Genomic DNA, 22,049 nt, shown 5'->3' with positions numbered 1-22,049 from the left:
GGGAAGTACGCGATGAGATCGATTCTGCTGGCCGGGCTCGCCCTCGGCGCCATGGCGGCGGCCGCGCAGGCCGCCGAGGTCAAGCTCGGCGTCGCCGCGCCGATCACGGGCAACAGCGCCGCCATCGGCGCGCAGCTCAAGAACGGCGCGAGCCAGGCGGTCGAGGACCTCAACAAGGCCGGGACGCTGAAGGGCACGACGCTGACCGTGACGGTCGGCGACGACGCCTCCGACCCGAAGCAGGGCGTCTCGGTGGCCAACAAGTTCGCCAGCGACGGCGTGAAGATGGTCGTCGGCGACTACAATTCCGGCGTGTCGATCCCGGCCTCCGACGTCTACCTCGACGCCGGCATCATCCAGGTCACGCCGGCCTCCACGAACGTGAAGTTCACCGAGCGCGGGATGTGGAACACGTTCCGCACCTGCGGCCGCGACGACCAGCAGGGTGCCGTCGCCGGCAACTACCTGGCCGATCACTTCAAGGGCAAGAAGGTCGCCTTCGTCCACGACAAGACCCCCTACGGCAAGGGGCTGGCCGACGAGACGCTGAAGGCCTTCAAGGCCAAGGGCGGCAAGGAGGTCATGTCCGAGGGTATCAATCCGGGCGAGAAGGACTACTCGGCGCTCGTCTCCAAGCTGAAGTCCGCCAACGTCGACGTCGTCTATTTCGGCGGCTACTACACCGAGGCCGGGCTGATCCTGCGCCAGATGCGCGATCAGGGTCTGAAGGCGCCGATGATGGGCGGCGACGGCATGGTCGACCGCGAGCTGGTGGCGATCGCCGGTCCCGCGGCCGAGGGCACGCTGACCACCTTCCCGCCGGACGCCCGCAAGAACCCGAACGCCAAGGCGGCGCTCGCCGCCTTCAAGGCCAAGAACATCGATCCCGAGGGCTACACGCTCTACTCCTACGCGGCCGTGCAGGTCCTGGCCAAGGCGATGGCCGAGACCGGCTCCAGCGACGGCAAGAAGCTCGCCGAATGGCTGCACCAGGGCAAGCCGGTGGACACGGTGGTCGGCCCGATCGCCTACGACAAGAAGGGCGACATCACCCGGCCCGACTACGTCATGTACGAGTGGAAGAAGGGACCCGACGGCAAGATCGACTACAGCGGCAATGAGCTGACGAAGTAAGCCGCGGTCACGAACCGGGATTTCAGTCCGACGCCGCCTCCCGATACCGCGGGGGGCGGCGTCGTCGTTTTCTATACCGTGGATTCGTCAGCTTTCCGGGCGGATCCGTCCTCCGCACCGCGTGCGTACGCCTAAGAAGTGTGCATGATGCCGCCGGCGCGAGCGTGAGGCCGGCTCAGCGCTTGGGAGGAGGCCATGAGGACGGCAGGGACCGCATCTGCGGACGTGCGCAGAGGCTTGGCCGCAACTTGTCCGTACTCAGCCGCAGGCTCGCGCGGCGCATCGCGCTTTCTCCCGGCACCATCATTGCAAAGGCGTCGCCCGAGCGGGCGGGCCCGCGTACCCCGCCGCCGGCCGATGTCGTTCGGCCCGATCCAGGAGTTCCGTACCGATGCAGTCTGATATCGCTCGCCGCGGCGCCGCCGCGGCGCTGGGCCTGACCCTCGCCCTCGCTCCGATGAGCGTCGGGGCGCAGGAGCTGACCGGCACCCTCAAGAAGGTGAAGGACGCCAACGCCATCGTCATCGGCTACCGCGACGCCTCCGTGCCGTTCTCGTATCTCGGCGCCGATCAGAAGCCGATCGGTTACGCGATGGACATCTGCTACAAGATCGCCGACGCGGTGAAGGCCAAGCTCAACCTCCCGAACCTCGAGGTGAAGCTCAACCCGGTCACCTCCGCCACCCGCATCCCGCTGATGGCGAACGGCACGATCGATCTCGAGTGCGGCTCGACCACCAACAACGCCGAGCGCGAGAAGCAGGTGTGGTTCACCAACTCGCACTTCCTGACCGCGACCCGCTACGTCTCGAAGAAGTCGGCCAACCTGCACACGATCGAGGACCTGAAGGGCAAGACCGTCGTGTCGACCTCGGGCACCACGAACATCAAGCAGATCAACGAGGCCAACACGGAGCGCAAGCTCGGCCTGACGATCCTGCCGGCCAAGGACCACGCCGAGGCGTTCCTGATGGTCGAGACCGGCCGAGCCGCCGCCTTCGTGATGGATGACGTGCTGCTCGCCTCGCTCGCCGCCTCGTCGAAGGACCCCTCCGCCTACGAGATCTCCACCGAGGCCCTGTCGAAGCCCGAGCCCTACGGCATCATGCTCCGCAAGGACGACACGGAGTTCAAGAAGGTCGCGGACGACGCCACCGCCAAGCTCTACACGAGCCCCGAGGGCAAGGCCCTCTACGACAAGTGGTTCACCCAGCCGATCCCGCCGCGCAACATCAACCTCAACCTGCCGATGAGCGCGGAGATGAAGAAGCAGTTCACGACCCCGATCTCGAGCCCCGATCCGGCGGCCTACTGAGACCCGTTCGGTCCGGTTTCATGCCATGATGCGCACCGCGGGCTCCGGCCCGCGGTGCGTCTCTGTAAGTTCACAGTAGAAGCGGCGCGATGAACTACAACTGGAACTGGCGGATCTTCTTCGACGCCTCGCCTGAGGGCAACGGCACGTATCTCGACATGCTGCTCTCGGGGCTCATGTGGACGGTCACGACCGCGCTCTGCTCCTGGGTGATCGCCTTCTTCCTGGGCTCCCTGGTCGGCGTGATGCGCACCCTGCCGTCGAAGCCCGCGAACGCGATCGGCACGGCCTATGTCGAGCTGTTCCGCAACGTGCCGCTGCTGGTGCAGATGTTCCTCTGGTACTTCGTGCTGCCCGAAGTGGTCCCGACCCGGATCGGCGACGCGATCAAGCAATTGCCGGACGCGCCGTTCTACACGGCGGTGGTCTGCCTCGGCTTCTTCACCGCGTCCCGCGTGGCCGAGCAGGTCCGCGCCGGCATCCAGTCGCTGCCGCGGGGCCAGCGCATGGCCGGCACCGCCATGGGCTTCACCACCTATCAGACCTACCGCTACGTGCTGCTGCCCAACGCCTACCGGATCATCCTGCCGCCGATGACCTCGGAATTCCTCAACAATCTCAAGAACACGTCGGTGGCGCTGACCATAGGTCTGCTGGAGCTGACCGCCCGGGCCCGCTCGATGCAGGAATTCTCGTTCCAGGTGTTCGAGGCGTTCACGGCCGCGACGATCCTCTACGTGATCATCAACCTCGTGGTCGTCACGGCGGCGACCTTCCTGGAGAAGGCGGTCGCCATCCCCGGCCAGCGCTGAGGGCCGCCCGCTTCCGCTCCGCCACCCCGCCCGACGGCCACCGGTAACAGGCCCCGATGCTCTCGAATTTCGACTTCTCCGTCATCGTCTCCTCCCTGCCCTACCTGTTCGGTCAGGGCATGGTCTTCACCGTGACGCTCACCGCCATGGCCGCCGTGGGCGGCGTCATCATCGGCACGCTGCTGGCGATGGCGCGCCTGTCGGGCATTCCCGGCCTGTGGCACCTCGCCAAGGCCTACGTCGAGCTCTGCCGCTCGCTGCCGCTGGTTCTGGTGATCTTCTGGTTCTACTTCCTAGTGCCGTATATCGGCGCCTACCTGACCGGATCCTCGACGCCGATCCAGGTCGGCGCCTTCCCGTCGGCCCTGATCACGTTCATGGCCTTCGAGGCGGCCTACTTCTCGGAGATCATGCGCGCCGGCATCCAGTCGATCCCGAAGGGTCAGACGGCCGCCGCCCAGGCCCTCGGGATGAACTACTGGCAGACCATGGGCAACGTGATCCTGCCCCAGGCCTTCCGCAACATGCTGCCGCTGCTGCTGACCCAGACCATCATCCTGTTCCAGGACACGTCGCTGGTCTACGTGCTCTCGCTCACCGACTTCATGGGCGCCGCCTCGAAGGTCGCCCAGCGCGACGGCCGTCTCGTCGAGATGTATGTCTTCGCCGCCGTGGTCTATTTTGCGATCTGCTTCTCGGCCTCGTACCTCGTGCGCCGCCTGCAGCGCCGCGTGGCCATCATCCGCTGACCGACACTGGAGACCGTGTCATGACCTCGTCCCCGATGCCGGCCCCCACCGCCGCCGAACCCGTCGCCGATGCCAGCCACGCGCCGAAGGATGCGGGCCTGCAGCCGGGCAGCCTGATCTCCGGCGCCCAGGCGGTGGCCCCCGGCGAGACGATGATCGCCATCGACAACATCAGCAAATGGTACGGCGACTTCCAGGTGCTGACGAACTGCAGCACCCAGGTCGCCAAGGGCGAGGTCGTGGTCGTCTGCGGTCCCTCGGGCTCGGGCAAGTCGACCCTGATCAAGTGCGTCAACGCCCTGGAGCCCTTCCAGAAGGGCCAGATCACGGTGGCCGGCACGAAGGTCGCCGACAAGGCCACCAACCTGCCGAAGCTCCGCTCGCGGGTCGGCATGGTGTTCCAGCACTTCGAGCTGTTCCCGCACCTGTCGATCACCGAGAACCTCACCATCGCCCAGCGCAAGGTGCTCGGCCGCGGCGCCGAGGACGCGAAGAAGCGCGGCCTCGACCTGCTCGCCCGCGTCGGCCTGGGCGCCCACGCGAACAAGTTCCCGGGGCAGCTCTCGGGCGGGCAGCAGCAGCGCGTCGCCATCGCCCGGGCCCTCGCCATGAACCCGGTGGTGATGCTGTTCGACGAGCCGACCTCGGCGCTGGACCCCGAGATGGTCGGCGAGGTGCTCGACGTGATGGTGGAGCTCGCCAAGGAGGGCATGACCATGATGGTCGTGACCCACGAGATGGGCTTCGCCCGCAAGGTCGCCGACCGGGTGATCTTCATGGATCGCGGCGAGATCGTCGAGGACGCCCGGAAGGACGAGTTCTTCGGCAGCCCCCGCTCCGAGCGCGCGCAGACCTTCCTGTCGAAGATCCTGCAGCACTGACGGCGGGCCGTCAGGCCAGCGCCTCCTGCGCGGCCCGGTATTCCCGGCCGTGCCGGCAGTAGCCCTCGACGATGCGGATCATCATCGCCCGCTTCTCGGCGTCGAGGGGCCCCAGGATGCGGGCGGGGCGGCCGCCCCAGAGGTAGCCGGCCTCCAGGATCTGCCCGGGATCGGTGGTGGCCCCGGCCGCCAGCATGACGTCGTCGGCGATGAGGGTGCCGGCCGCGATCGTCGCGCCGATGCCGATCAGCGCCCGCGCCCCGATCCGGCAATCGGCGATCCGGACATTGTGGGCGATGGTCGTGTCCCGACCGATCACCACCCCGTCCGCCCGGGTGCGGATGACCGTGTTGTCCTGGATGTTGGTGTCCGCGCCGACCACGATCGGTCCGACTTCCGCGTTGAGGTCGCAGCAGAACAGCACGCTCGCGCCGGCGCCGAGGCTCACCCGTCCGCGCAGGCGGGCGGTGCGCGCCACGAAGACGCTGTCCTCGACCTCCAGCGCCTCCCCGGCCGGGAGCGCGGGCCCGTCGCCCATCCGCTCGCGCAACCGCTCGGCCCGCTCGGCGACCTCGTCGGATCCGATCGCGCGGCTGGGGCGGGCCGGGCTGCCCGCGTAGGCGAAGCCGCCGGGCAGCGTCGCCCGGGGGAAGACCGTCGCGCCGGCCTCGAGGACCGCGCCGTCGCCGACCTCGGCGCCGTCGAGGATCACCACGTCGTCCTCGACGACGACGTCGGAGCCGAGCGTGCAGGCGTGGACCACGCTGTTGCGCCCGACCGTGACCCGGTCGCCGCACCGGGTGCCGTGCGTCGCGGTGGCGATGTGCACCGTCGAGCGGTGGCCGAGCCAGAAGCGGTCGCCGAGGGTGACGGTCTGGCCGTCCGCGCGAATCACCGCCTCGTCGCCGATCCAGGCCTGCGCGCCGATCCGGGCGGCGCCGATCACCGTGCTGCCGCGGCCGCACCAGACGGGGCGACTGGCGAAGTCCGGCTGCTCGCCGTCGTAGGGCAGGATCAGGTCGGGGGTCACGCGGGTATCCTTCTCCAGCGCCGTCCGGAGCGCGCGGGGACATCCGGACGATGGCGGGCCGCGCGCCGGGCCGGCAGGGCGCGACGGACCGTGTCATATAGCGGCGGGACCGGGTGTGACAGGGACGGGGCTGGTCCGCGAAGCCGGGGCCTCCTATGGATCGGGCCATGAGCGCCCCCGTCCCGAGCGTCGGCATCCAGGCCGAGCCCTTCGACACCGCGGCCGAGATCGCCGGCCTGAGCGCCGCGCTGGGCGGCCGGGCCGGCGCCGTCGTGACCTTCACCGGCCTGTGCCGCGACGAGGGCGGGCGGCTGACCGCCCTCGAGCTGGAGCACTACCCCGGCATGGCCGAGGCCGAGATCCGGCGCGTCGCCGACGAGGCGATGGCGCGCTGGCCGCTCCAGGCCCTGCGGGTGATCCACCGGCACGGCCTGGTCCGTCCGGGCGACGGCATCGTGCTGGTGGTCACCGCCGCCAGCCACCGGGTCGCGGCGTTCGAGGCCGCGGACTTCCTGATGGACTACCTCAAGACCCGCGCCCCGTTCTGGAAGCGGGAGCACCTCGCCGACGGCACGACCGGCGGCTGGGTCGAGGCGGCGGCCCACGACGAGGCCGCGGCCGGCCGCTGGGCCTGATGGCCGTGCCCGGGGTCGCGCTCAGGCTGCCCCAGGGCGCTCGACGATCGGCGCGATGATCGGGGCCGCGCCCGCGGCACCGACGCGCGAGTCCGGGACGGACCACGCCGCCGGGCCGATGGCCGGTGTCGATGGGCCGGCCCGGGCCGAGGGGCGGACCCTGTCGGTCGCCGTCCGTGCCGACGGTGCGGCTCCCGGCGGCCGGAGCCTGCGGTCCGGCGACTTGCGCGGACGACGCGCGGACGACGCGCGGACGCGCATCCCCACCCCGGATTGCACAGAAGCCGGCCGCCGGACTTGACCCCTGAGAGCCCACGGCGTTCGTGAGCCCGCGGTTTAGGAGCGACGATGTCGGACAGCAGCCTTCAGGAACTGGACGGCCCCGTCGGGCCCTGGCGCGGGGCCGCACCGCTGGCGGCCTCGGGGATCGCCGTGGTGTGCTTCGTGGTGGCGCTGGCCCTGGCCTGGATGTCGGCCGGCACGCTCCTCTTGATCTTCGCCGGGGTGCTCCTCGGCGTGTTCCTCGACGGCCTGACCCGCGGGCTCGGCCGCGTCCTGCCCCTCCGGCGAGGATTGCGGCTGTCCATCGCCAGCCTCGCGGTCGCCGCCGCGGTGATCGGCTTCGGGAGCTACGGCGGCGCCACCATCGTCCAGCAGGGCCGCGACCTCGGGACGACGATCAAGGATCAGGCCGGAACCGTCACGGGCTGGCTGTCGGAGCGGGGCATCGACGTGCCGAGCCTCGCGCCGCAGGGCGGTGGCAAGGACGGCTCGACGGATGCGGGCCAGAGAGAGGGGGGGCTCGGCGGCCTCGCCAACGGCCTGCTGAAGGGCGGCAGCTCGATGGTGTCGGATGCCGGCAGCGTCCTGGGGCCGGCCGCGGCGGTGATCCTGGGCCTGTTCGACGCCCTCGGCAACGTGCTGGTGATCGCCTTCCTGGGGCTCGCCTTCGCGGCCGACCCGAAGGCCTACCGGGACGGGGTCGTCCGGTTCGTGCCGCCGGCGAAGCGCTGGCGGGCCAGCCAGGTCCTCGACGGGGCCGGCGAGACCCTCCGCCACTGGCTGTTCGGCCAGCTGATTATCATGGCGGTGATCTTCCTGTGCACCTGGGCCGGCCTCGCCTTCCTGGGTATCGGCGGCGCGCTGATCCTCGGCCTGCAGGCTGGCCTGCTCGCCTTCGTGCCCACGGTCGGGCCGCTGGTGGCGGGCCTCGTCATCGTCCTGGCCGCCCTGGCCTCGGGCACGAAGGCGGTGATCGGCGCGATCGGCGTCTATCTCGCGGTCCAGTGCCTGGAGAGCTACGGCCTGACGCCGTTCATCCAGAAGCGGGCGCTCGACATCCCGCCGGCCACGATCTTCGCCGGCCAGCTGATCCTGGGCGTGATCTTCGGGCTCTGGGGCATCGCCCTCGCCCTGCCGCTGATGGCGGTGATCAAGGTCCTGCTGGAGCAGCTCTACGTGGAGGACACGCTCCACGAGCAGCCGAGCAGCTGAGCGCCCCGGGCGCCCGCGCCGTCGACGGGCGCGGGCGGCCGGTCAGCCGCGCAGCGCGGCCTCGATCATCCGGGCGACCGCCAGGGCCCGGCCGTCGTCGCCGAAGCGGCCGATCACCTGGACGCCCACCGGCAGGCGGTGGCCGGGCACCGGCACGTTCACGCAGGGCACGCCCATCAGCGTCCACAGCTGGTTGAAGCGCGGGTCGCCCGTCGAGGCCAGGGTCGCGGGCGCCGGGCCCGGCGCCGAGAAGGTCAGGATCGCGTCGTAATCGGCGAAGAGGCCCTTCAGCACCCGGCGGGCGTGATGGCCGTGGCGGCGCCCGTCATCGTACTGGGCCGGGCTGATCGTCGCCCCGTCATCGAGATGGGCGCGGGTGCGCGGCGGCAGCGCGTCGACCTGCGTGTCGTACTCCCAGGCCAGCGCCAGCCGACCCTCGTAGTTCTGGATGAGGCGGTGGCGTTCCCAGGCCTGCGCCAGCTCGGTCGGCAGGGCGAGGTCGCTCACCCGCGCCCCGGACCGCTCGGCCGCCTGCCGGGCGCGGGTGAGCGCCGCCTCGGCCTCCGGCTCGGGGGTGCCGGCGAAATCCTGCCGCACCACGGCGATGCGCGGCGCCGAGCCCCCCTCCGCCCGCTCGATCTCCGGCCGCCCGGTGACGAGCGCGAGGGCGTGGGCGACGTCCGCGACCCCGGCGGCGAACAGCCCGACCGTGTCGAGGGCCCACGAGTAGGTCTTCACGCCGACCGTGGGGATCAGCCGGAACGACGGCTTCACCGCCGCGCAGCCGCAGAAGCTCGCTGGCCGGATCACCGAGCCTGCCGTCTGCGTGCCCAGGGCCAGCGGCAGCATCCCGGCGCCGACGGCGGCGGCCGAGCCCGCCGAGGAGCCCCCCGGCGTGTGGCCGGGATCGTGCGGGTTGACCGTCTCGGTCGGATCGCTGCTGGCGAAGGCCGTGGTGGTGGTCTTGGCGAGGGCGACGGCACCGAGCTGCTTCAGCCGGCTCACGACCGCGGCGTCGCCCCGGGGCTTCCAGCCCGCGTAGATCGGCGAGCCCATCTGGGTCGGCAGGCCCGCGCTGTCGATGATGTCCTTCACGCCGACCGCGATGCCGGCGAGCGGCCCGGTCTCGGGGATCGCCGGCGCCGCGTCGAGGGTGACCAGCGCGCGCAGGTCCGGCTCCCGCGCGGCGATCGCGGCGCGGCACAGGTCGATCGCGCCCGCGGGCGTCAGGGTGCCGGCTTCGATGCGGGCGCGGAGGTCGAGAAGCGAGAGCATAATGCATTCAGTCCGCGGTCCGCGGCGCTGTCAACCGAGACGCCACAGCCGACGGCATTCCCGAAACGCCGTTGACGAACGCTTTACGCGACCGTGCGCATCGTCCGGGTCATGTGGCGTGGCGTATCCCTGTTCTCGGCCCTTGCGCTGTTCGGTGCGGGCCTCACCGCGTGCTCGATCAATCATTTCGAGCGACGTGAACCGTGGCGCGATCAGGCGGAGCAGGTCTGCCTGGCCAAGAAGCTCGTCGAGCCCTCGGAGTACATCACGCCCATCGCGGCGATGGATGGCCCGGGGCCCTGCGGCATGCAGCAGCCCTTCCGGGTGACGCGGCTCGGCAGCGGCTCCGTCCTGCTGAAGCAGCGGATGACGCTGGGCTGCCCGGCGCTGGCCGAGGCCGAGGCGTGGCTCGCCGACACGATCCAGCCGGCCGCCAACCTCTACTTCGGCGTGCCGGTGGCCGAGATCAACGCCGGCTCCTATTCCTGCCGCGGCCGCAACAACCAGCCCGGCGCCAAGCTCTCCGAGCACGGTTTCGGGAACGCGATCGACGTCATGTCGATCAAGCTCGCCGACGGCCACGTGATCACCGTCAAGGGCGGCTGGCGCGGCACGGAGGCCGAGCAGGGCTTCCTGCGCGAGATCTTCCTGGGCGCCTGCCAGCGCTTCACCACCGTGCTGGCGCCCGGCTCGAACGTGTTCCACTACGATCACATCCACGTCGATCTCGCACGGCACGACCCGCGCGGTCTGCGCCGGATCTGCAAGCCGCTGATCAAGTTCACGCCGCAGCTCGGCACCGGGGCCGAGCGGCCGCTGAGCCGCCCGATCCCGCCGCAGCGCCAGCCCGCCGGCCCTCAGGCGCCGGTGGACGTCGAGGAGGACGATCCCTACGGCGTGTCGCCGATGTCGAAGGCCGGGAGCGCGACCCAGGTCGCCCGTGCGCCCGCCCGGCCCCTCGACCGTCCGGCCGCGGCCTCGGCCTACACCGCGACGGCGCCCGTGCGGCCGGCACCGCGGGTCGCCGCCGCCCACGACGAGCCCGCGCAGGAGTACGACGAGCCGCTGCAGCTCGGCGCGCCGCCGAGCGCGGAGCCGATCTACTGAGAGGCGGGCGCGACCCGCGGGGCTCGCGCCGGGCGCCGGATCCGGCCGGGCGCCGATCCCGCGCCGCGCCCCGACCGGTGACTGTAGCGGCCGCGCCGCACAGGCCGGCAAAGCGCCGGCGCGGGACTGCCGGAGCTTGACTGGCGGCGCGGCGAAGCCATCGTTCGCGGATGCAGGATCGCACATCCGTCGAGGCACGCGCCATGCGCCCGGTTCTTCACGGCTTCGCCCTCGGGCTGGCCCTTCTCGCCCTGGCCCAGCCGGCGCTCGCCCGGTCGGCCCGGGAGGACATCGAGCCCGCCGAGGAGCGGATCTTCCCGTTCGACGCGCAGATCCCGGGCTGCCAGGACCCGTCGGTGCTGGAGCGGGTCTCGACCAACTTCGCCGAGAAGGAGGCGAAGTTCTGGAACTCGTCGATGACGATCCTGTCCTTCGACACGATCGAGCGCACCGCGTGGCGGCCCTGGGGCCTCGACACCTATCCGCGCCGGTTCTGCACCGCGACCGTGACCACCTCCGACGGGGTCCGCCGCAAGGTCGACTACTCGGTGCGCGAGAGCCTCGGCATCATCGGCGCGACCTGGGGCGTCGAGTTCTGCATCCACGGCCTCGACCGGGACCTCTCCTACGCCTACGCCACCGCCTGCCGGATGGCGCGTCCCTGACCATGCGCGGGCGCGCCGCCGGCCTCGCGGGCCTGCTCCTCGCCGGGTCGGCCGCCGCCCCGGCCGCCGCCCAGGATTACGGCGGCTTCGCCCGGCGCGGCGCGCCCGGCGACTTCGACTTCTACGTCCTCGCCCTGTCGTGGTCGCCGACCTACTGCGCGGGGCCGGGCGCCCGCCGGGACGACGTCCAGTGCGCCCCCGGACGCGGCCTGGGCTTCGTCGTCCACGGCCTGTGGCCGCAATACGCGAGCGGGTATCCGCAGAACTGCTCGGCGGTGAACCGCGCCCCGACCCGGCAGGCCATGGAGGTCGCCGGACAGGTCTACCCGAGCGAGGGCCTCGCGCGGTACGAGTGGCGCAAGCACGGCACCTGCTCGGGTCTCGATCCCGCCGCCTATTTCGCGGCCGCCCGCACGGCGCGGCTCGCGGTGACGATCCCCGACGGGCTCAAGGGCGGCGCCCCGCCGCAGACCCTCGCGCCGATCGAGATCGCCCGGCAGTTCGTGGCGGCCAATCGCGGCCTGCGCCCCGACATGATGGCGGTCACCTGCACCCGCGGGCAGCTGCAGGAGGTCCGGATCTGCTTCGGCAAGGACCTGCGCGGCTTCACCCCCTGTCCCGAGGTCGCCCGCGGCAATTGCCGGGCGCCCGAGGTGAGCCTCGACGCCGCGCGCTGAGTTTTTTCCGCCTTTCGCACGCCGGCCCCTGGACCCGGCGCCCGGGATCGGCTTCAGCGCGCTGCCATGAACTATCGGCACGCCTTCCACGCCGGCAACCACGCCGACGTCCTCAAGCACCTCGTCCTGGCGCGGGTGCTCGACCACCTGCGCCGCAAGGACAAGCCGTTCCGGGCGCTGGACGCCTTCGCGGGCCTCGGCGTCTACGATCTCGAGGCCGACGAGGCGGCCCGGACCGGAGAGTGGCGGGACGGCTGGGGCCGGATGGGGGCGCCCTTCGCGCCGGAGGTGGAAGCGCTGCTGGAGCCCTACCGGGCCGCGGTGGCGGCGGTGCGCGCTCGACACGGCACCACCGCCTATCCGGGCTCGCCGGCCGTGATCCGCGAGGCGCTCCGCCCTGGCGACAAGGGCGTGTTCGTCGAGCTGCACCCGGCGGACGCCGCGACCCTGCAGGACCGCTACGCCCGCGATCCCCGCACCAAGGTGATGAACCTCGACGGCTGGACCGCGATCAACGCGCAGATCCCGCCGCCGGAGCGGCGCGGCCTCGTGCTGATCGACCCGCCCTACGAGGTGCCCGGCGAGATCGAGCGCCTCGGCGCCCATCTCGCCCGCGCGGTGGCGAAGTGGCCGACCGGCCTGTTCCTGGCCTGGTACCCGATCAAGGACGCCGCGGCCCTCGACCGGATGGTCCGCGACCTCGGGGCCGCCCTGCCCCGCCCCGCCCTGCGGCTCGACCTGCTGATCGACCGGCCGGACGACCCGACGCGGCTGACCGGCAGCGGCCTGATCGTCGTCAACCCGCCTTGGCGCCTCGCCGATGAGGCGATGCTGTTCCTGCCGGCGCTCGCAGAACGTCTGGCCCGGCAGGACTTCGGAGGATTTCGCTGCGATCCGATCGGCCCGGCCGCCTGACTCGGTAGAATTGGGGCGCCGCGCGGAAGACCTCCGGGCCTGCGCGGAAGGAAAGGGCCGGGGTTCCGATACAATTGTGGCGGCAAAGTCACATTTCCGCAACGAACGTGATCAGCGATACGGAACTGCCCAAAAATTATGCAACTGCTCTATGTTTGATTTTGTGTCAATCGCACCGCGATGTCAGCTTGGCCGTCGACGAACCCGAACGAGCTGCGACACCATGCTGAAGCGATCCACCCTGGCCGGACTGGCCACCGTGCTGCTGTCCTCGACCAGCATCCTCGCGGCCGACCTGTCGGCTCCGGCGCCGGTTCCGGTCGCGCCCCCCGCCGAGCCCTGCAAGGCCACGCTCCTCGGCCCGGCCTACGGCGGCGTGATCAAGGCCAACCCGAATCCGAGCTGCTTCTCGGCCGGACCGCTCGGCGACCTCTACGTGGGCGGCGCCATCACCGGCTACGGCTACACTCAGTCGAACCCGTTCGCGTCGTTCTCGACCCCGGCGGCGCCCAACGACCGCGACCGCGCGGCCCGGTTCGACTTCTCGAACGTGCAGGGCATCATCCAGAAGCCCGAGGGCGCGTTCCAGTTCTACATCCAGGCCGGCGGCTACTCGATCCCGCAGCTCGGCTTCCCCACCCTCAGCACCTTCACCCAGACCGACCTCCTGTTCGGCCCGGTCCCGGTCGCCTACGGCAAGATCCAGATCAACGATGAATGGTCGGTCCAGGGCGGCCGGATGTTCACCATGATCGGCACCGAGCTGCTGTTCACCTACCAGAACCTGAACATCAACCGCGGCCTCCTGTTCGTGCAGGAGAACTTCATCAACCAGGGCGTGCAGGTCAACTACAGCAGCGGGCCGCTCTCGGTGTCGGTCGCCGGCACGGACGGGTTCTTCTCCAACGAGATCTCGTGGTTCACCGGCAACGTCGCCTACAAGCTCGACGACTACAACACGATCGGCGTCAACGGCGGCCTGAACCTCGGCCGGACCAACGCCCTGGACCGCAGCCCGCGCTACCAGTTCGCGACGCCGAACCTCCAGCAGAACAGCGGCATCTTCAACATCAACTACACTTACGCGAACGGCCCGTGGATCATCTCGCCGTACTTCCAGTTCACCAACGTCGAGCGTGACCTGCGCGTCGGCATCGCCAACTCGGCCTCGACCTACGGCGGGGCGCTGCTGGCGGCCTACTCCTTCACCGACAACTTCGCCCTGGCCGGCCGCGTCGAGTACACCGAGCAGACGGGCGTCCGCGGGTCGGGCGGCACCAACCTGCTGGGCTTCGGCGCCGGCAGCAACGCCTTCTCGGTGACCGTCACGCCGACCTTCACCTTCGACCGCTACTTCTTCCGGGTGGAGTACGCCCACGTCGAGCTCGGCGGGATCACCCGCGGCAACCTCGCGGAAGGCACGCTCGGCACCGGCTTCGGCCGCACCGGCAACCGCACCTCGCAGGACCGCTACATGGTCGAGACCGGCATCACCTTCTGATCGGACCGCCCGGTCCGGCTCAGGACGCCTGTCAGCGAGCCCCCGGCCTCAGGCCGGGGGCTTTTTCGTGGCCGCGCGACACCGGTCCCGGCCCGGCACGCCTTCCCCGAGTTAGGCTCGCCTGAGCAGGCGCCGGCCCGGCCGGTGGCCTTCCTCGCCGGTGTCGCGGAAGCCGAGCTTCTCCAGCAGGCCCCAGGAGGCGACGTTGGCGGGGCGGCACTCCGCCACGACGACGCGCGCCGGGAAGCGCCCCCCGAGGAGATCGAGGATCGCCGAGACGGCCTCGTAGGCGTAGCCGCGCCCGCGGGCGGCGCCGCCGACCCAGTACCCGATCTCGATCGTGCCGGCGCCGCGCAGATGCGTGCCGAAGACGCCGACGAGCGCGCGCCCGGGCGGATCGGGCGCGCCGTCCCGCGTCCAGGCGCCGAGGAAGCAGTCCCGGCCCCGGGCGCAGCTGCGAATCAGGTCCTCGGCATCTTGCAGGGTGAACGGCGTCGGCAGGAAATCCACCGCCGCGGTGATGGCCGGATCGTCGGTGAGCGCGCGGACGGCCGGCGCGTCGGCAGGCCGGAGGGCGGCGATCGCGAGGCGCGCCGTCTCGAGCGCCGGCAGGTCGGCCAGGGTGTCGCGCGCGCCGCGGATGGTAAACATGGATGCGATGTGGGGTGCCGGCCGGTTACGAAAAGGGACGATCCCGCGAGCGGGAATCATCCTCTGGGCCGCGCGAAAACCTTGCACCTACCTTCGCTCCAGGGTCGCAGACCGCCGGAACGGGAACGGTTGCTTAACCTGAATCCGTCTTCATTGGCGCATCAGGTTGCGTCAGGCAAACGGGTGCGTCGATGCGGGTGCGCGGTACGGGTCAGATGTTGCGGACGCTGTCGCGCGTCGCGCTCATCGGCATCATCGGCGGTGCGGCTGCCGCCTGTTCGTCGGACGCGTCGCGTCTGACGAACCCGTTCTCGAACCCGTTCGACTCGGAACCCTCCGCGACCGGCAGCCTGCCGGACGGGAGCCTCAAGTCCGTCCCGCCGGTCCGGACGGGCCGCATCCAGTCGGAGGCGCTCGGCGCCCCCGCCGCCGCGCGGCCGTCCGCCGCCGCGACGCCGGTTCAGACCAACGCCGCCGCCCCCGCGACCCGCGTCGCCTCGACCGGCAAGGTCGGCTGGAGCGCCGAGGGTGGCACGCAGATCACCGTGTCGCGCAACGACAGCCTGAACCAGATGTCGACCCGCTTCGGCGTGCCCGCTTCGGCGATCCTGGCCGCCAACGGCCTGAGCAACGCGAACCAGATCACGCCCGGCCGCCAGATCGTGATCCCGGTCTACAACGCCTCCGGGCTGAACCCCGCCGCGTCCCCGATGACCGCCCGGCCGGCCCGGGCCGCCGAGGAGAAGCGCGAGGACGCCAAGCAGGTCGAGAACAAGATCGCGACCAAGCGAGAGGAGGCCAAGGAAGCCGCCAAGGAGGCCGCCCAGAAGCTGGCCGAGGCGAAGGCCGCCAAGGAGGCCGCGCAGAAGGCCGCCGCCGCCGAGAAGGAGGCGGAGCGCAAGGAGGCGCTCGCCCGCGACGCCGCCGCCCGCAAGGTCGCCGACGCCAAGACCCGCAAGGACGTCGCCCTGAAGGAGGGCGAGAAGCCGAAGCACGTGCGCCCGGGACAGGTCGCCAAGGCGGACGAGAAGAAGGCCGACGAGAAGAAGGCGGATCCGAAGGCCGAGGCCAAGGCGAAGGCCGAGGCGAAGGCTCAGGAGGCCAAGGCCGAGGCGAAGGCCGCCGCGAAGGCGGAGGCCGCCCAGAAGCTGGCCGAGGCGAAGGCCGCCAAGGAAGCCGCCCAGAAGGCCGCCAAGGAGGCTGCCGCCGCCGAGAAGGTCGAGAAGGTCGCCGCCAAGGAGGCGCCGAAGGCGGCCCCGGTCGCTGCCGCGCCGGCCAAGCCCGAGCCCGCCGCCACCGGCTCCGTGGCCGAGGCGACGGAGAACTTCCGCTGGCCCGCCAAGGGCCGGGTGATCTCCGGCTACGGCACCTCCGGCAACGAGGGCATCAACATCGCCGTGCCGGAGGGTACTCCGGTCAAGGCCGCCGAGGAGGGCACGGTCGCCTATGCCGGCTCCGACGTGAAGGGCTACGGCAAGCTGGTCCTCGTGCGCCACGCCAACGGCTACGTCTCGGCCTACGCCCATAACGGCGAGATCGACGTGAAGCCCGGCGAGAAGGTCAAGCGCGGCCAGACCATCGCGAAGTCCGGCGCCTCCGGAAACGTGACCTCGCCGCAGCTGCACTTCGAGATCCGCAAGGGCGGCGCGCCCGTGGATCCGATGTCCCAGCTCGCCAGCAACTGAGACGGACCGCGCGGGGCCGAGGCCGGCCCGCGCGGCACCGAACGAGAGGCAAGATGCGGCGGCGGTCCCGGACGGGGCCGCCGTTTCGCGTCGTCCGCCGTCCGGCCGCCCCGGCTCGCGACCCGCGCCGGCTGTCCTAAGCCTTCGGCGCCTGCAGCGTCCCCTCGGGGCTGTGACGGTCGACGGTCTCGGGCAGGGCCTGCGCCAGGGTCGGGAACAGCTGGTCCATCGGAACGCCGAGCTTCTCCGCCATCTGGCGCACCTGCTCGTTGTCGAGGACCTTGCGCAGATCCTCGGCTGTGATCGGCTCGTTCGGGCCGCGGCCGAGCCAGGAATTGACCTGGCTCTCGTAGCCGGAGCGCCGGAGCTGATCGAGCAGCGCGTTCAGTCCGCCGGGCAGCACCTGCTGGATCACGCCCGGCAGTGCCTTCAGCGCGATCTGCCCCAGCGAGCCGCCGAGAGTGTTGAGCAGACTCATGTGGACCCCCGTCGAATGGTCAGTGGCGCGAGTCTAGAGCAATCTCCGCGAAGCGGGAGAGGCCGGTGGTCCGCGACGCGCCGGTGTGAACCGCAATTTAGTCGACAGCGATCGGCCTTTGGTCCGGAATGCCGGCCGGGACATCGGTCCGCGGTCGGCTCTCATGAGATCCCTGGCGCTGTCATGCGTGCTCGCGGTCGCGTCCGTCTCCGCGGCCCTGCCGGACGCGGAAGCGACGCGTCCGGTGCAGGAGCGCTTTGCTCAAGAGCGCCCTCTAGCGGATGCCGTCTTCGTTCGGCCGCTCTATGGCACGTACCGCCATTGTGGCGGCTCCTGCCTGAAGAGCGGCGAACTGTCGTGGTTCTGCTTCGCCAGGCAGAGCTGCCACCTGAGCTGCGCGACCGCGCCGCCGCAGATGAAGTGCGCCGCCCCGTGAGGTGGGCGATCAGCGGACCTGGGTGCTGAAATTCGGCTGCGGCTTCAGCGTGCCGTTCTCGCTCTGGTCGGCGACCGCCGCGGGCAGGAACTCCGCCAGCACTGTGGGGACCCGCGCCTCCGGAACGCCGAGATCGTACGCGAGGCGCTCGGTCACGCCCTGCGGCAGGCAGGCCGCGATGGCGCTCTCCGGCACCGTCTGCCGCGCGCCCGAGCCGAGCCAGGATGCCACCGCCTCCCCGTGCCCGGTCTCCCGCAGGCGGTCGAGGAAGGACGGGAGGCCGCCGGGATAGAACTTCGCCAGCGACAGGGCGAGCTTGCCGCTGCCGGTCTCCTCGAGGGCCCGGTCGGCCGCCGCAACCACATCGCCGATCAGGGTCTTCGCACCGTCGAGCAGGCCCATGGTTCTCCACCGTCGCGCTTCTTCGTCGCAGGGTGAAGTCGGGCGCGAACCGGCGACGGCAAGCGCGTGCGGCAATTGCGCGGCGAACCGGCTAGGATCCCGGCGTCACGAACCCGGGAGCCATCGATGAAGCGCGTGCGGGCCGGCGTCCTGGAGGTCGCCTATCTCGAGTCCGGTCCGGCCGGCGGGCCGACGGCGGTGCTGCTCCACGGCTTCCCCTACGACGTCCACGCCTGCGCGGCCGCGGCCGCGCAGCTCGCCGCCGACGGCGTGCGCTGTCTCGTGCCGTACCTGCGCGGCTACGGGCCGACGCGCTTCCTGGATGCCGCCACGCCGCGCTCCGGCGAGCAGGCGGCGCTCGGGGCCGACCTGCTCGCCTTCCTCGACGCCCTCGGCGTCGGGAGCGCCGTGCTCGCCGGCTACGATTGGGGCGGCCGGGCCGCCTGCGTGGTGGCGGCGCTCTGGCCGGGCCGGGCCCGGGGCCTCGTCAGCTGCGGCGTCGGCTACAACATCCAGAACATCCCGGCCGCCGGGCGGCCGGCCGCGCCGGAAACCGAGTACCGCCTCTGGTACCAGTACTATCTCCACGGCGAGCGCGGCCGCGTTGGCCTCGCGGAGAACCGGGACGCCTTCTGCCGCCTGCTGTGGCAGCTGTGGTCGCCGACCTGGGCCTTCGACGCGGAGACTTTCGCGCGGACCGCCCGCGCCTTCGACAATCCCGACTTCGTCGACGTGGTGGTGCATTCCTACCGCCACCGCTTCGGCCTCGTTTCGAGCGATCCGGCGCTGGTGGCGATCGAGGGGCGGCTGGCGGCCCAGCCGGCGATCGCCGTGCCGTCGATCGTGCTGCTCGGCGCCGATGACGGCGTCGGGCCGCCGCCCGCCACGGATACCGACGCCCGCCATTTCACCGGGCCGTACCGGCGTGAGATCGTCGCGGGGGTCGGCCACAACTTTCCCCAGGAGGCGCCGGACGCCTTCGCGGCGGCGATACGCGCCCTGCTATGAGCGCGCCGCCGATGCCCGGCGGTTCGGCGTTGCTTTCGGGAAGCCCCTGGCTATAGTCCGCGCGCTTTTCGACAGGTCTGCGGGCGCCACATCCGGCGGCAGGCCTGCGCGCCATTCGCAGGAGACGCTCGTTGATCACCCCCGCCTTCGCGCAAGGGGCCGGTGCGGCCGCTGGCGGAGCGGAGATCGCCTTTCAGGTGGTCCCGTTCGTCCTGATTTTCGTGATCATGTACTTCCTGATCCTGCGACCGCAGCAGAAGCGGGTCAAGGACCACCAGGCGCTGCTCAAGTCCGTGCGCCGGGACGACACGGTCGTCACCAACGGCGGCCTCGTCGGCCGCGTGACCAAGGCTTCGGACGACCAGGCCGAGATCGAGGTCGAGATCGCCCCGAACGTGCGCGTGCGGGTGGTCCGGTCGATGATCTCCGAGGTCCGCGCCAAGGGCACGGTGAAGGCCGCCTGATTCCCGGTTGAACCGGCCGGCGCCGCGCGCCGGCCCAAAAGAGAAAAAGACGGCCGATGCTGCGCTTCTCCCGTGCGAAGATCATCGCGACACTGGGCCTGATCCTGGTGGGGCTGATGCTCGCCGTGCCGAGCTTCTTCTCGCCCGAGCAGCGCAAGAGCTTCGTCGCCAGCCTGCCCCCCTGGTTCCCCAGCTGGGTGGTGCCGACGCGCGCGATCGTGCTCGGCCTCGACCTGCAGGGCGGCTCGCAGCTGCTGCTCGAGGTGGACCAGAACGAACTGATCGCCTCGCAGGCGAAGGCCCTGCGCGACGACGTGCGCCGCGTGCTCCAGCAGGAGAACGTCCGCGCCGACGGCGGCATCGGCCTGCTGCCGCGCGGCGTGCAGGTGAAGATCGACGACGCCGCCGCCCGGGCCAAGGTCCTGCCGAAGCTCCAGGAGCTGTCGCAGCCGATCACCACCTCGATCGGCCAGACGGCGGCCCGCACCCTGGACATCGCCGAGCAGCCGGGCGGGGTGATCCGCTTGACCCTCACCGATGCCGGCATCACCGACCGCACCCGCCGGGCCGTGAGCCAGGGCATCGAGGTCATCCGGCGCCGCCTCGACTCGACCGGAACCACCGAGCCTTCGATCCAGCAGCAGGGCGCGGACCGGATCCTGATCCAGGTGCCCGGCGAGCAGAACCCGGAGCGGCTCGAGAAGCTGCTCGGCTCCACCGCCAAGCTCGAGTTCCGCATGCTCGCCGACAGCCCCTCGGGCGACGTCGACATGCTGCCCTCCAAGGACGAGAAGGGCGCCAAGGTCCCGGTGGAGCGCCGGGTCATGGCCGACGGCGGCGAGCTGACCGACGCGCAGCCGTCCTTCGACCAGCAGTCCCACGAGCCGATGGTGAGCTTCAAGTTCAACCTGCGCGGCGCGCAGCGCTTCGGACAGGCGACCTCGGAGAATATCGGCCGGCGCATGGCGATCGTGCTCGACAACGAGGTCGTGTCGGCCCCGGTGATCCGCTCGGCGATCACCGGCGGCTCGGGCCAGATCACCGGCAATTTCACCGTGCAGCAGGCCAACGATCTGGCGGTCCTGCTGCGCGCCGGCGCGCTGCCCGCGAAATTCACCGTGGTCGAGCGCCGCGTCGTCGGCCCGGGCCTCGGCCGCGACTCCATCGAGGCCGGCAAGCTCGCGACCCTGGTGGCGGCGGCCCTCGTCGTGACCTTCATGTTCGCGACCTACGGGACCTTCGGTTTCATCGCCAACATCGCCCTCATCGTCCACGTCGGGCTGATCCTCGGCCTGATGTCGGTGCTGGAGGCGACCATGACGCTCCCGGGCATCGCCGGCATCGTGCTCACCATCGGCACCGCGGTGGATTCGAACGTGCTGATCTACGAGCGCATGCGCGAGGAGCAGCGGGCCGGCCGCTCGCTGATCTCGGCGCTGCAGGCGGGCTTCGACCGGGCCTTCGCCACCATCATCGACTCGAACTCGACCATGGCGATCGCCGCCCTGATCCTGTTCTTCCTCGGCTCGGGCCCGGTGAAGGGCTTCGCCGTGGTCTTCATCCTCGGCATCCTCACCACGGTCATCACCGCGGTGACGCTGACCCGGATGATGATCGCGGTGTGGTACAATACGTTCCGGCCGAAGACCCTGCCGTTCTGATTAGTCTGGGAGGCCATCGAGGGAGCGCGGGCGGCGCGACGTGACCCCCCTGTCCCGCACGGGAGAGGGGACCCGCGCCTCGACCGTCCTCCATCGCGATGTCCGCGAATAGAGTACCGACCATGCGCCTGCTCCGCCTCTGGCCCGATGAATCGCATTTTGACTTCATGCGATTCCGGCGCTTCACCTTCCCGCTCTCGGCGGTGCTGTCGCTCGCGACCGTGGCGCTGTTCCTGACGATCGGCCTGAATTTCGGCATCGACTTCAAGGGCGGCACCCTGGTGGAGCTGCAGGCGAAGTCCGGCACCGCGGACGTGGCGTCGATCCGGCACACGGCCGCGGGCTTCGGCTTCGGCGAGCCGGAGGTTCAGGAACTCGGCAACCAGGGCACCGTGCTGGTCCGCCTGCCGCTCCAGCCCGGCGAGCAGGGCCAGACCGCGGTGATGAACAAGGCGCACGCCGCCTTTGACAAGGATTACGATTTCCGCCGCACCGAGACCGTCGGTCCGCGCGTCTCCGGCGAGCTCGTCCAGTCCGGCACGCTCGGCGTCGTGCTCTCCGTCGTGGCGGTGCTGCTCTACCTCTGGTTCCGGTTCGAGCGGGAGCTGGCGCTCGGCGCCATCGTGGGCACCCTCCACGACATCGTTCTGACCGTCGGCGTGTTCATCATCAGCCGGATCGAGTTCAACATGACCTCGATCGCCGCGATCCTGACGATCGTCGGTTACTCGCTGAACGAGACCGTGGTGGTGTTCGACCGGACCCGCGAGCTCATGCGCCGGTACAAGACCATTCCGACCGTCGACCTGCTCAACCTGTCGATCAACTCGACCATGTCGCGCACGGTGATGACGTCGATCTCGTCGGCGCTGTCGCTGCTGGCGCTGGTGCTGTTCGGCGGCGAGGCGATCAAGGGCTTCGCGGTGGTGATGCTCTGCGGCGTCCTGATCTGCACCTACTCGGCGATCTTCGTCTCGACGCCGGTGTTGATCTATCTGGGCCTGATGCTCTCGGGCGCCCGCGTGGCCTCGGAGCGGTCCGGCGTCCCGCAACCGGCGGAGTAGTCCCTTTCCC

The 22,049-nt window shown here is 70.8% G+C and carries 23 protein-coding genes; 18 read left to right on the top strand and 5 right to left on the bottom strand.

Annotated features, from left to right (window positions below):
* Window positions 1–12: 12 nt before the first annotated feature.
* The 5 genes from H288_RS0119330 (at window position 13) to H288_RS0119310 (ending at window position 4,891) form a co-directional block, all read left to right on the top strand.
* Window positions 13–1,134 carry a branched-chain amino acid ABC transporter substrate-binding protein gene (locus H288_RS0119330; RefSeq protein ID WP_020094229.1) on the top strand — a complete coding sequence of 374 codons (1,122 nt, stop codon included), beginning with the start codon at window positions 13–15 and terminating at the stop codon, window positions 1,132–1,134.
* Between the two features lie 391 nt (window positions 1,135–1,525).
* Window positions 1,526–2,449: an amino acid ABC transporter substrate-binding protein gene (locus H288_RS0119325; RefSeq protein ID WP_020094228.1), complete on the top strand. Its 924-nt coding sequence runs from the start codon at window positions 1,526–1,528 to the stop codon at window positions 2,447–2,449.
* 89 nt (window positions 2,450–2,538) lie between these two features.
* A complete protein-coding gene (locus H288_RS0119320) occupies window positions 2,539–3,261 on the top strand; it encodes an amino acid ABC transporter permease (protein WP_020094227.1) in 723 nt (240 codons plus the stop codon).
* 56 nt (window positions 3,262–3,317) lie between these two features.
* Window positions 3,318–4,010, top strand: coding sequence for an ABC transporter permease subunit (locus H288_RS0119315; RefSeq protein WP_020094226.1), 693 nt, complete (start codon window positions 3,318–3,320; stop codon window positions 4,008–4,010).
* Window positions 4,011–4,162: 152 nt separating this feature from the next.
* The gene (locus tag H288_RS0119310) at window positions 4,163–4,891 is read left to right on the top strand and encodes an amino acid ABC transporter ATP-binding protein (RefSeq protein ID WP_026605094.1); all 729 of its coding nucleotides are present in this window, start codon (window positions 4,163–4,165) and stop codon (window positions 4,889–4,891) included.
* 10 nt (window positions 4,892–4,901) lie between these two features.
* Here the strand turns inward: H288_RS0119310 and H288_RS0119305 are convergent, their stop codons facing one another.
* A complete protein-coding gene (locus H288_RS0119305; RefSeq protein ID WP_020094224.1) occupies window positions 4,902–5,921 on the bottom strand; it encodes a DapH/DapD/GlmU-related protein in 1,020 nt (339 codons plus the stop codon).
* Between the two features lie 167 nt (window positions 5,922–6,088).
* Here H288_RS0119305 and H288_RS0119300 point away from each other — a divergent pair, with 167 nt between their 5' ends.
* Together H288_RS0119300 and H288_RS0119290 are read left to right on the top strand one after the other, a co-directional pair.
* Window positions 6,089–6,556 (top strand): molybdenum cofactor biosynthesis protein MoaE, encoded by a 468-nt coding sequence (locus H288_RS0119300; protein ID WP_020094223.1) that lies wholly within the window; start codon window positions 6,089–6,091, stop codon window positions 6,554–6,556.
* 348 nt (window positions 6,557–6,904) lie between these two features.
* On the top strand, window positions 6,905–8,050 hold the full coding sequence (locus H288_RS0119290; RefSeq protein ID WP_020094221.1) for an AI-2E family transporter: 1,146 nt from the start codon (window positions 6,905–6,907) through the stop codon (window positions 8,048–8,050).
* 42 nt (window positions 8,051–8,092) lie between these two features.
* Here the strand turns inward: H288_RS0119290 and H288_RS0119285 are convergent, their stop codons facing one another.
* Window positions 8,093–9,325, bottom strand: a complete 1,233-nt coding sequence (locus H288_RS0119285; RefSeq protein ID WP_020094220.1) for an amidase — start codon at window positions 9,323–9,325, stop codon at window positions 8,093–8,095.
* A 111-nt stretch (window positions 9,326–9,436) separates the two neighbouring features.
* On the opposite strand from H288_RS0119285, the gene H288_RS0119280 reads away from it, so the two are divergent.
* The 5 genes from H288_RS0119280 to H288_RS0119260 all read left to right on the top strand — a co-directional run bounded on the left by H288_RS0119280 (window position 9,437) and on the right by H288_RS0119260 (window position 14,190).
* Window positions 9,437–10,432, top strand: a complete 996-nt coding sequence (locus tag H288_RS0119280; protein WP_026605092.1) for an extensin family protein — start codon at window positions 9,437–9,439, stop codon at window positions 10,430–10,432.
* 203 nt (window positions 10,433–10,635) lie between these two features.
* Window positions 10,636–11,097, top strand: a complete 462-nt coding sequence (locus H288_RS0119275; protein ID WP_020094218.1) for a hypothetical protein — start codon at window positions 10,636–10,638, stop codon at window positions 11,095–11,097.
* A 2-nt stretch (window positions 11,098–11,099) separates the two neighbouring features.
* On the top strand, window positions 11,100–11,774 hold the full coding sequence (locus H288_RS0119270) for a ribonuclease T2 (RefSeq protein ID WP_020094217.1): 675 nt from the start codon (window positions 11,100–11,102) through the stop codon (window positions 11,772–11,774).
* 66 nt (window positions 11,775–11,840) lie between these two features.
* The gene (gene rlmJ, locus H288_RS0119265) at window positions 11,841–12,689 is read left to right on the top strand and encodes a 23S rRNA (adenine(2030)-N(6))-methyltransferase RlmJ (protein WP_020094216.1); all 849 of its coding nucleotides are present in this window, start codon (window positions 11,841–11,843) and stop codon (window positions 12,687–12,689) included.
* A gap of 223 nt (window positions 12,690–12,912) precedes the next feature.
* Window positions 12,913–14,190, top strand: a complete 1,278-nt coding sequence (locus tag H288_RS0119260) for a porin (RefSeq protein WP_020094215.1) — start codon at window positions 12,913–12,915, stop codon at window positions 14,188–14,190.
* Window positions 14,191–14,301: 111 nt separating this feature from the next.
* Here the strand turns inward: H288_RS0119260 and H288_RS0119255 are convergent, their stop codons facing one another.
* On the bottom strand, window positions 14,302–14,841 hold the full coding sequence (locus H288_RS0119255) for a GNAT family N-acetyltransferase (protein WP_020094214.1): 540 nt from the start codon (window positions 14,839–14,841) through the stop codon (window positions 14,302–14,304).
* Between the two features lie 191 nt (window positions 14,842–15,032).
* Between H288_RS0119255 and H288_RS0119250 the strand changes: the two genes are divergently transcribed.
* A complete protein-coding gene (locus H288_RS0119250; RefSeq protein ID WP_026605091.1) occupies window positions 15,033–16,526 on the top strand; it encodes a peptidoglycan DD-metalloendopeptidase family protein in 1,494 nt (497 codons plus the stop codon).
* A 136-nt stretch (window positions 16,527–16,662) separates the two neighbouring features.
* Here the strand turns inward: H288_RS0119250 and H288_RS0119245 are convergent, their stop codons facing one another.
* The gene (locus tag H288_RS0119245) at window positions 16,663–17,004 is read right to left on the bottom strand and encodes a YidB family protein (RefSeq protein WP_020094212.1); all 342 of its coding nucleotides are present in this window, start codon (window positions 17,002–17,004) and stop codon (window positions 16,663–16,665) included.
* A 163-nt stretch (window positions 17,005–17,167) separates the two neighbouring features.
* Here H288_RS0119245 and H288_RS0119240 point away from each other — a divergent pair, with 163 nt between their 5' ends.
* Window positions 17,168–17,440, top strand: coding sequence for a hypothetical protein (locus H288_RS0119240; RefSeq protein WP_020094211.1), 273 nt, complete (start codon window positions 17,168–17,170; stop codon window positions 17,438–17,440).
* A gap of 9 nt (window positions 17,441–17,449) precedes the next feature.
* Here the strand turns inward: H288_RS0119240 and H288_RS0119235 are convergent, their stop codons facing one another.
* On the bottom strand, window positions 17,450–17,842 hold the full coding sequence (locus H288_RS0119235) for a YidB family protein (protein ID WP_020094210.1): 393 nt from the start codon (window positions 17,840–17,842) through the stop codon (window positions 17,450–17,452).
* 126 nt (window positions 17,843–17,968) lie between these two features.
* Here H288_RS0119235 and H288_RS0119230 point away from each other — a divergent pair, with 126 nt between their 5' ends.
* From H288_RS0119230 to secF, 4 genes are all read left to right on the top strand, one after another.
* Entirely contained in the window at window positions 17,969–18,850 is an 882-nt protein-coding gene (locus H288_RS0119230; protein ID WP_020094209.1) for an alpha/beta hydrolase, read from the top strand.
* 131 nt (window positions 18,851–18,981) lie between these two features.
* On the top strand, window positions 18,982–19,314 hold the full coding sequence (yajC, locus tag H288_RS0119225) for a preprotein translocase subunit YajC (RefSeq protein ID WP_020094208.1): 333 nt from the start codon (window positions 18,982–18,984) through the stop codon (window positions 19,312–19,314).
* A gap of 56 nt (window positions 19,315–19,370) precedes the next feature.
* Complete coding sequence (gene secD, locus H288_RS0119220; protein WP_020094207.1) at window positions 19,371–20,975, top strand: protein translocase subunit SecD; 1,605 nt, start codon at window positions 19,371–19,373, stop codon at window positions 20,973–20,975.
* Between the two features lie 122 nt (window positions 20,976–21,097).
* The gene (gene secF, locus H288_RS0119215; RefSeq protein WP_020094206.1) at window positions 21,098–22,039 is read left to right on the top strand and encodes a protein translocase subunit SecF; all 942 of its coding nucleotides are present in this window, start codon (window positions 21,098–21,100) and stop codon (window positions 22,037–22,039) included.
* Window positions 22,040–22,049 lie beyond the last annotated feature (10 nt).

The sequence above is a fragment of the Methylobacterium sp. 285MFTsu5.1 genome (assembly GCF_000383455.1).
Taxonomy (GTDB): domain Bacteria; phylum Pseudomonadota; class Alphaproteobacteria; order Rhizobiales; family Beijerinckiaceae; genus Methylobacterium.
This window is presented reverse-complemented; position numbering and strand designations above follow the sequence as displayed.

Bases quoted from the DNA above. Each gene is read 5' to 3' on its own strand.
- H288_RS0119330 (WP_020094229.1), top strand. From the start codon at position 13: ATGAGATCGATTCTGCTGGCCGGGCTCGCCCTCGGCGCCATGGCGGCG.
- H288_RS0119325 (WP_020094228.1), top strand. From the start codon at position 1,526: ATGCAGTCTGATATCGCTCGCCGCGGCGCCGCCGCGGCGCTGGGCCTG.
- H288_RS0119320 (WP_020094227.1), top strand. From the start codon at position 2,539: ATGAACTACAACTGGAACTGGCGGATCTTCTTCGACGCCTCGCCTGAG.
- H288_RS0119315 (WP_020094226.1), top strand. From the start codon at position 3,318: ATGCTCTCGAATTTCGACTTCTCCGTCATCGTCTCCTCCCTGCCCTAC.
- H288_RS0119310 (WP_026605094.1), top strand. From the start codon at position 4,163: ATGATCGCCATCGACAACATCAGCAAATGGTACGGCGACTTCCAGGTG.
- H288_RS0119300 (WP_020094223.1), top strand. From the start codon at position 6,089: ATGAGCGCCCCCGTCCCGAGCGTCGGCATCCAGGCCGAGCCCTTCGAC.
- H288_RS0119290 (WP_020094221.1), top strand. From the start codon at position 6,905: ATGTCGGACAGCAGCCTTCAGGAACTGGACGGCCCCGTCGGGCCCTGG.
- H288_RS0119285 (WP_020094220.1), bottom strand. From the start codon at position 9,325: ATGCTCTCGCTTCTCGACCTCCGCGCCCGCATCGAAGCCGGCACCCTG.
- H288_RS0119280 (WP_026605092.1), top strand. From the start codon at position 9,437: ATGTGGCGTGGCGTATCCCTGTTCTCGGCCCTTGCGCTGTTCGGTGCG.
- H288_RS0119275 (WP_020094218.1), top strand. From the start codon at position 10,636: ATGCGCCCGGTTCTTCACGGCTTCGCCCTCGGGCTGGCCCTTCTCGCC.
- H288_RS0119270 (WP_020094217.1), top strand. From the start codon at position 11,100: ATGCGCGGGCGCGCCGCCGGCCTCGCGGGCCTGCTCCTCGCCGGGTCG.
- rlmJ (WP_020094216.1), top strand. From the start codon at position 11,841: ATGAACTATCGGCACGCCTTCCACGCCGGCAACCACGCCGACGTCCTC.
- H288_RS0119260 (WP_020094215.1), top strand. From the start codon at position 12,913: ATGCTGAAGCGATCCACCCTGGCCGGACTGGCCACCGTGCTGCTGTCC.
- H288_RS0119255 (WP_020094214.1), bottom strand. From the start codon at position 14,841: ATGTTTACCATCCGCGGCGCGCGCGACACCCTGGCCGACCTGCCGGCG.
- H288_RS0119250 (WP_026605091.1), top strand. From the start codon at position 15,033: ATGCGGGTGCGCGGTACGGGTCAGATGTTGCGGACGCTGTCGCGCGTC.
- H288_RS0119245 (WP_020094212.1), bottom strand. From the start codon at position 17,004: ATGAGTCTGCTCAACACTCTCGGCGGCTCGCTGGGGCAGATCGCGCTG.
- H288_RS0119240 (WP_020094211.1), top strand. From the start codon at position 17,168: ATGAGATCCCTGGCGCTGTCATGCGTGCTCGCGGTCGCGTCCGTCTCC.
- H288_RS0119235 (WP_020094210.1), bottom strand. From the start codon at position 17,842: ATGGGCCTGCTCGACGGTGCGAAGACCCTGATCGGCGATGTGGTTGCG.
- H288_RS0119230 (WP_020094209.1), top strand. From the start codon at position 17,969: ATGAAGCGCGTGCGGGCCGGCGTCCTGGAGGTCGCCTATCTCGAGTCC.
- secD (WP_020094207.1), top strand. From the start codon at position 19,371: ATGCTGCGCTTCTCCCGTGCGAAGATCATCGCGACACTGGGCCTGATC.
- secF (WP_020094206.1), top strand. From the start codon at position 21,098: ATGCGCCTGCTCCGCCTCTGGCCCGATGAATCGCATTTTGACTTCATG.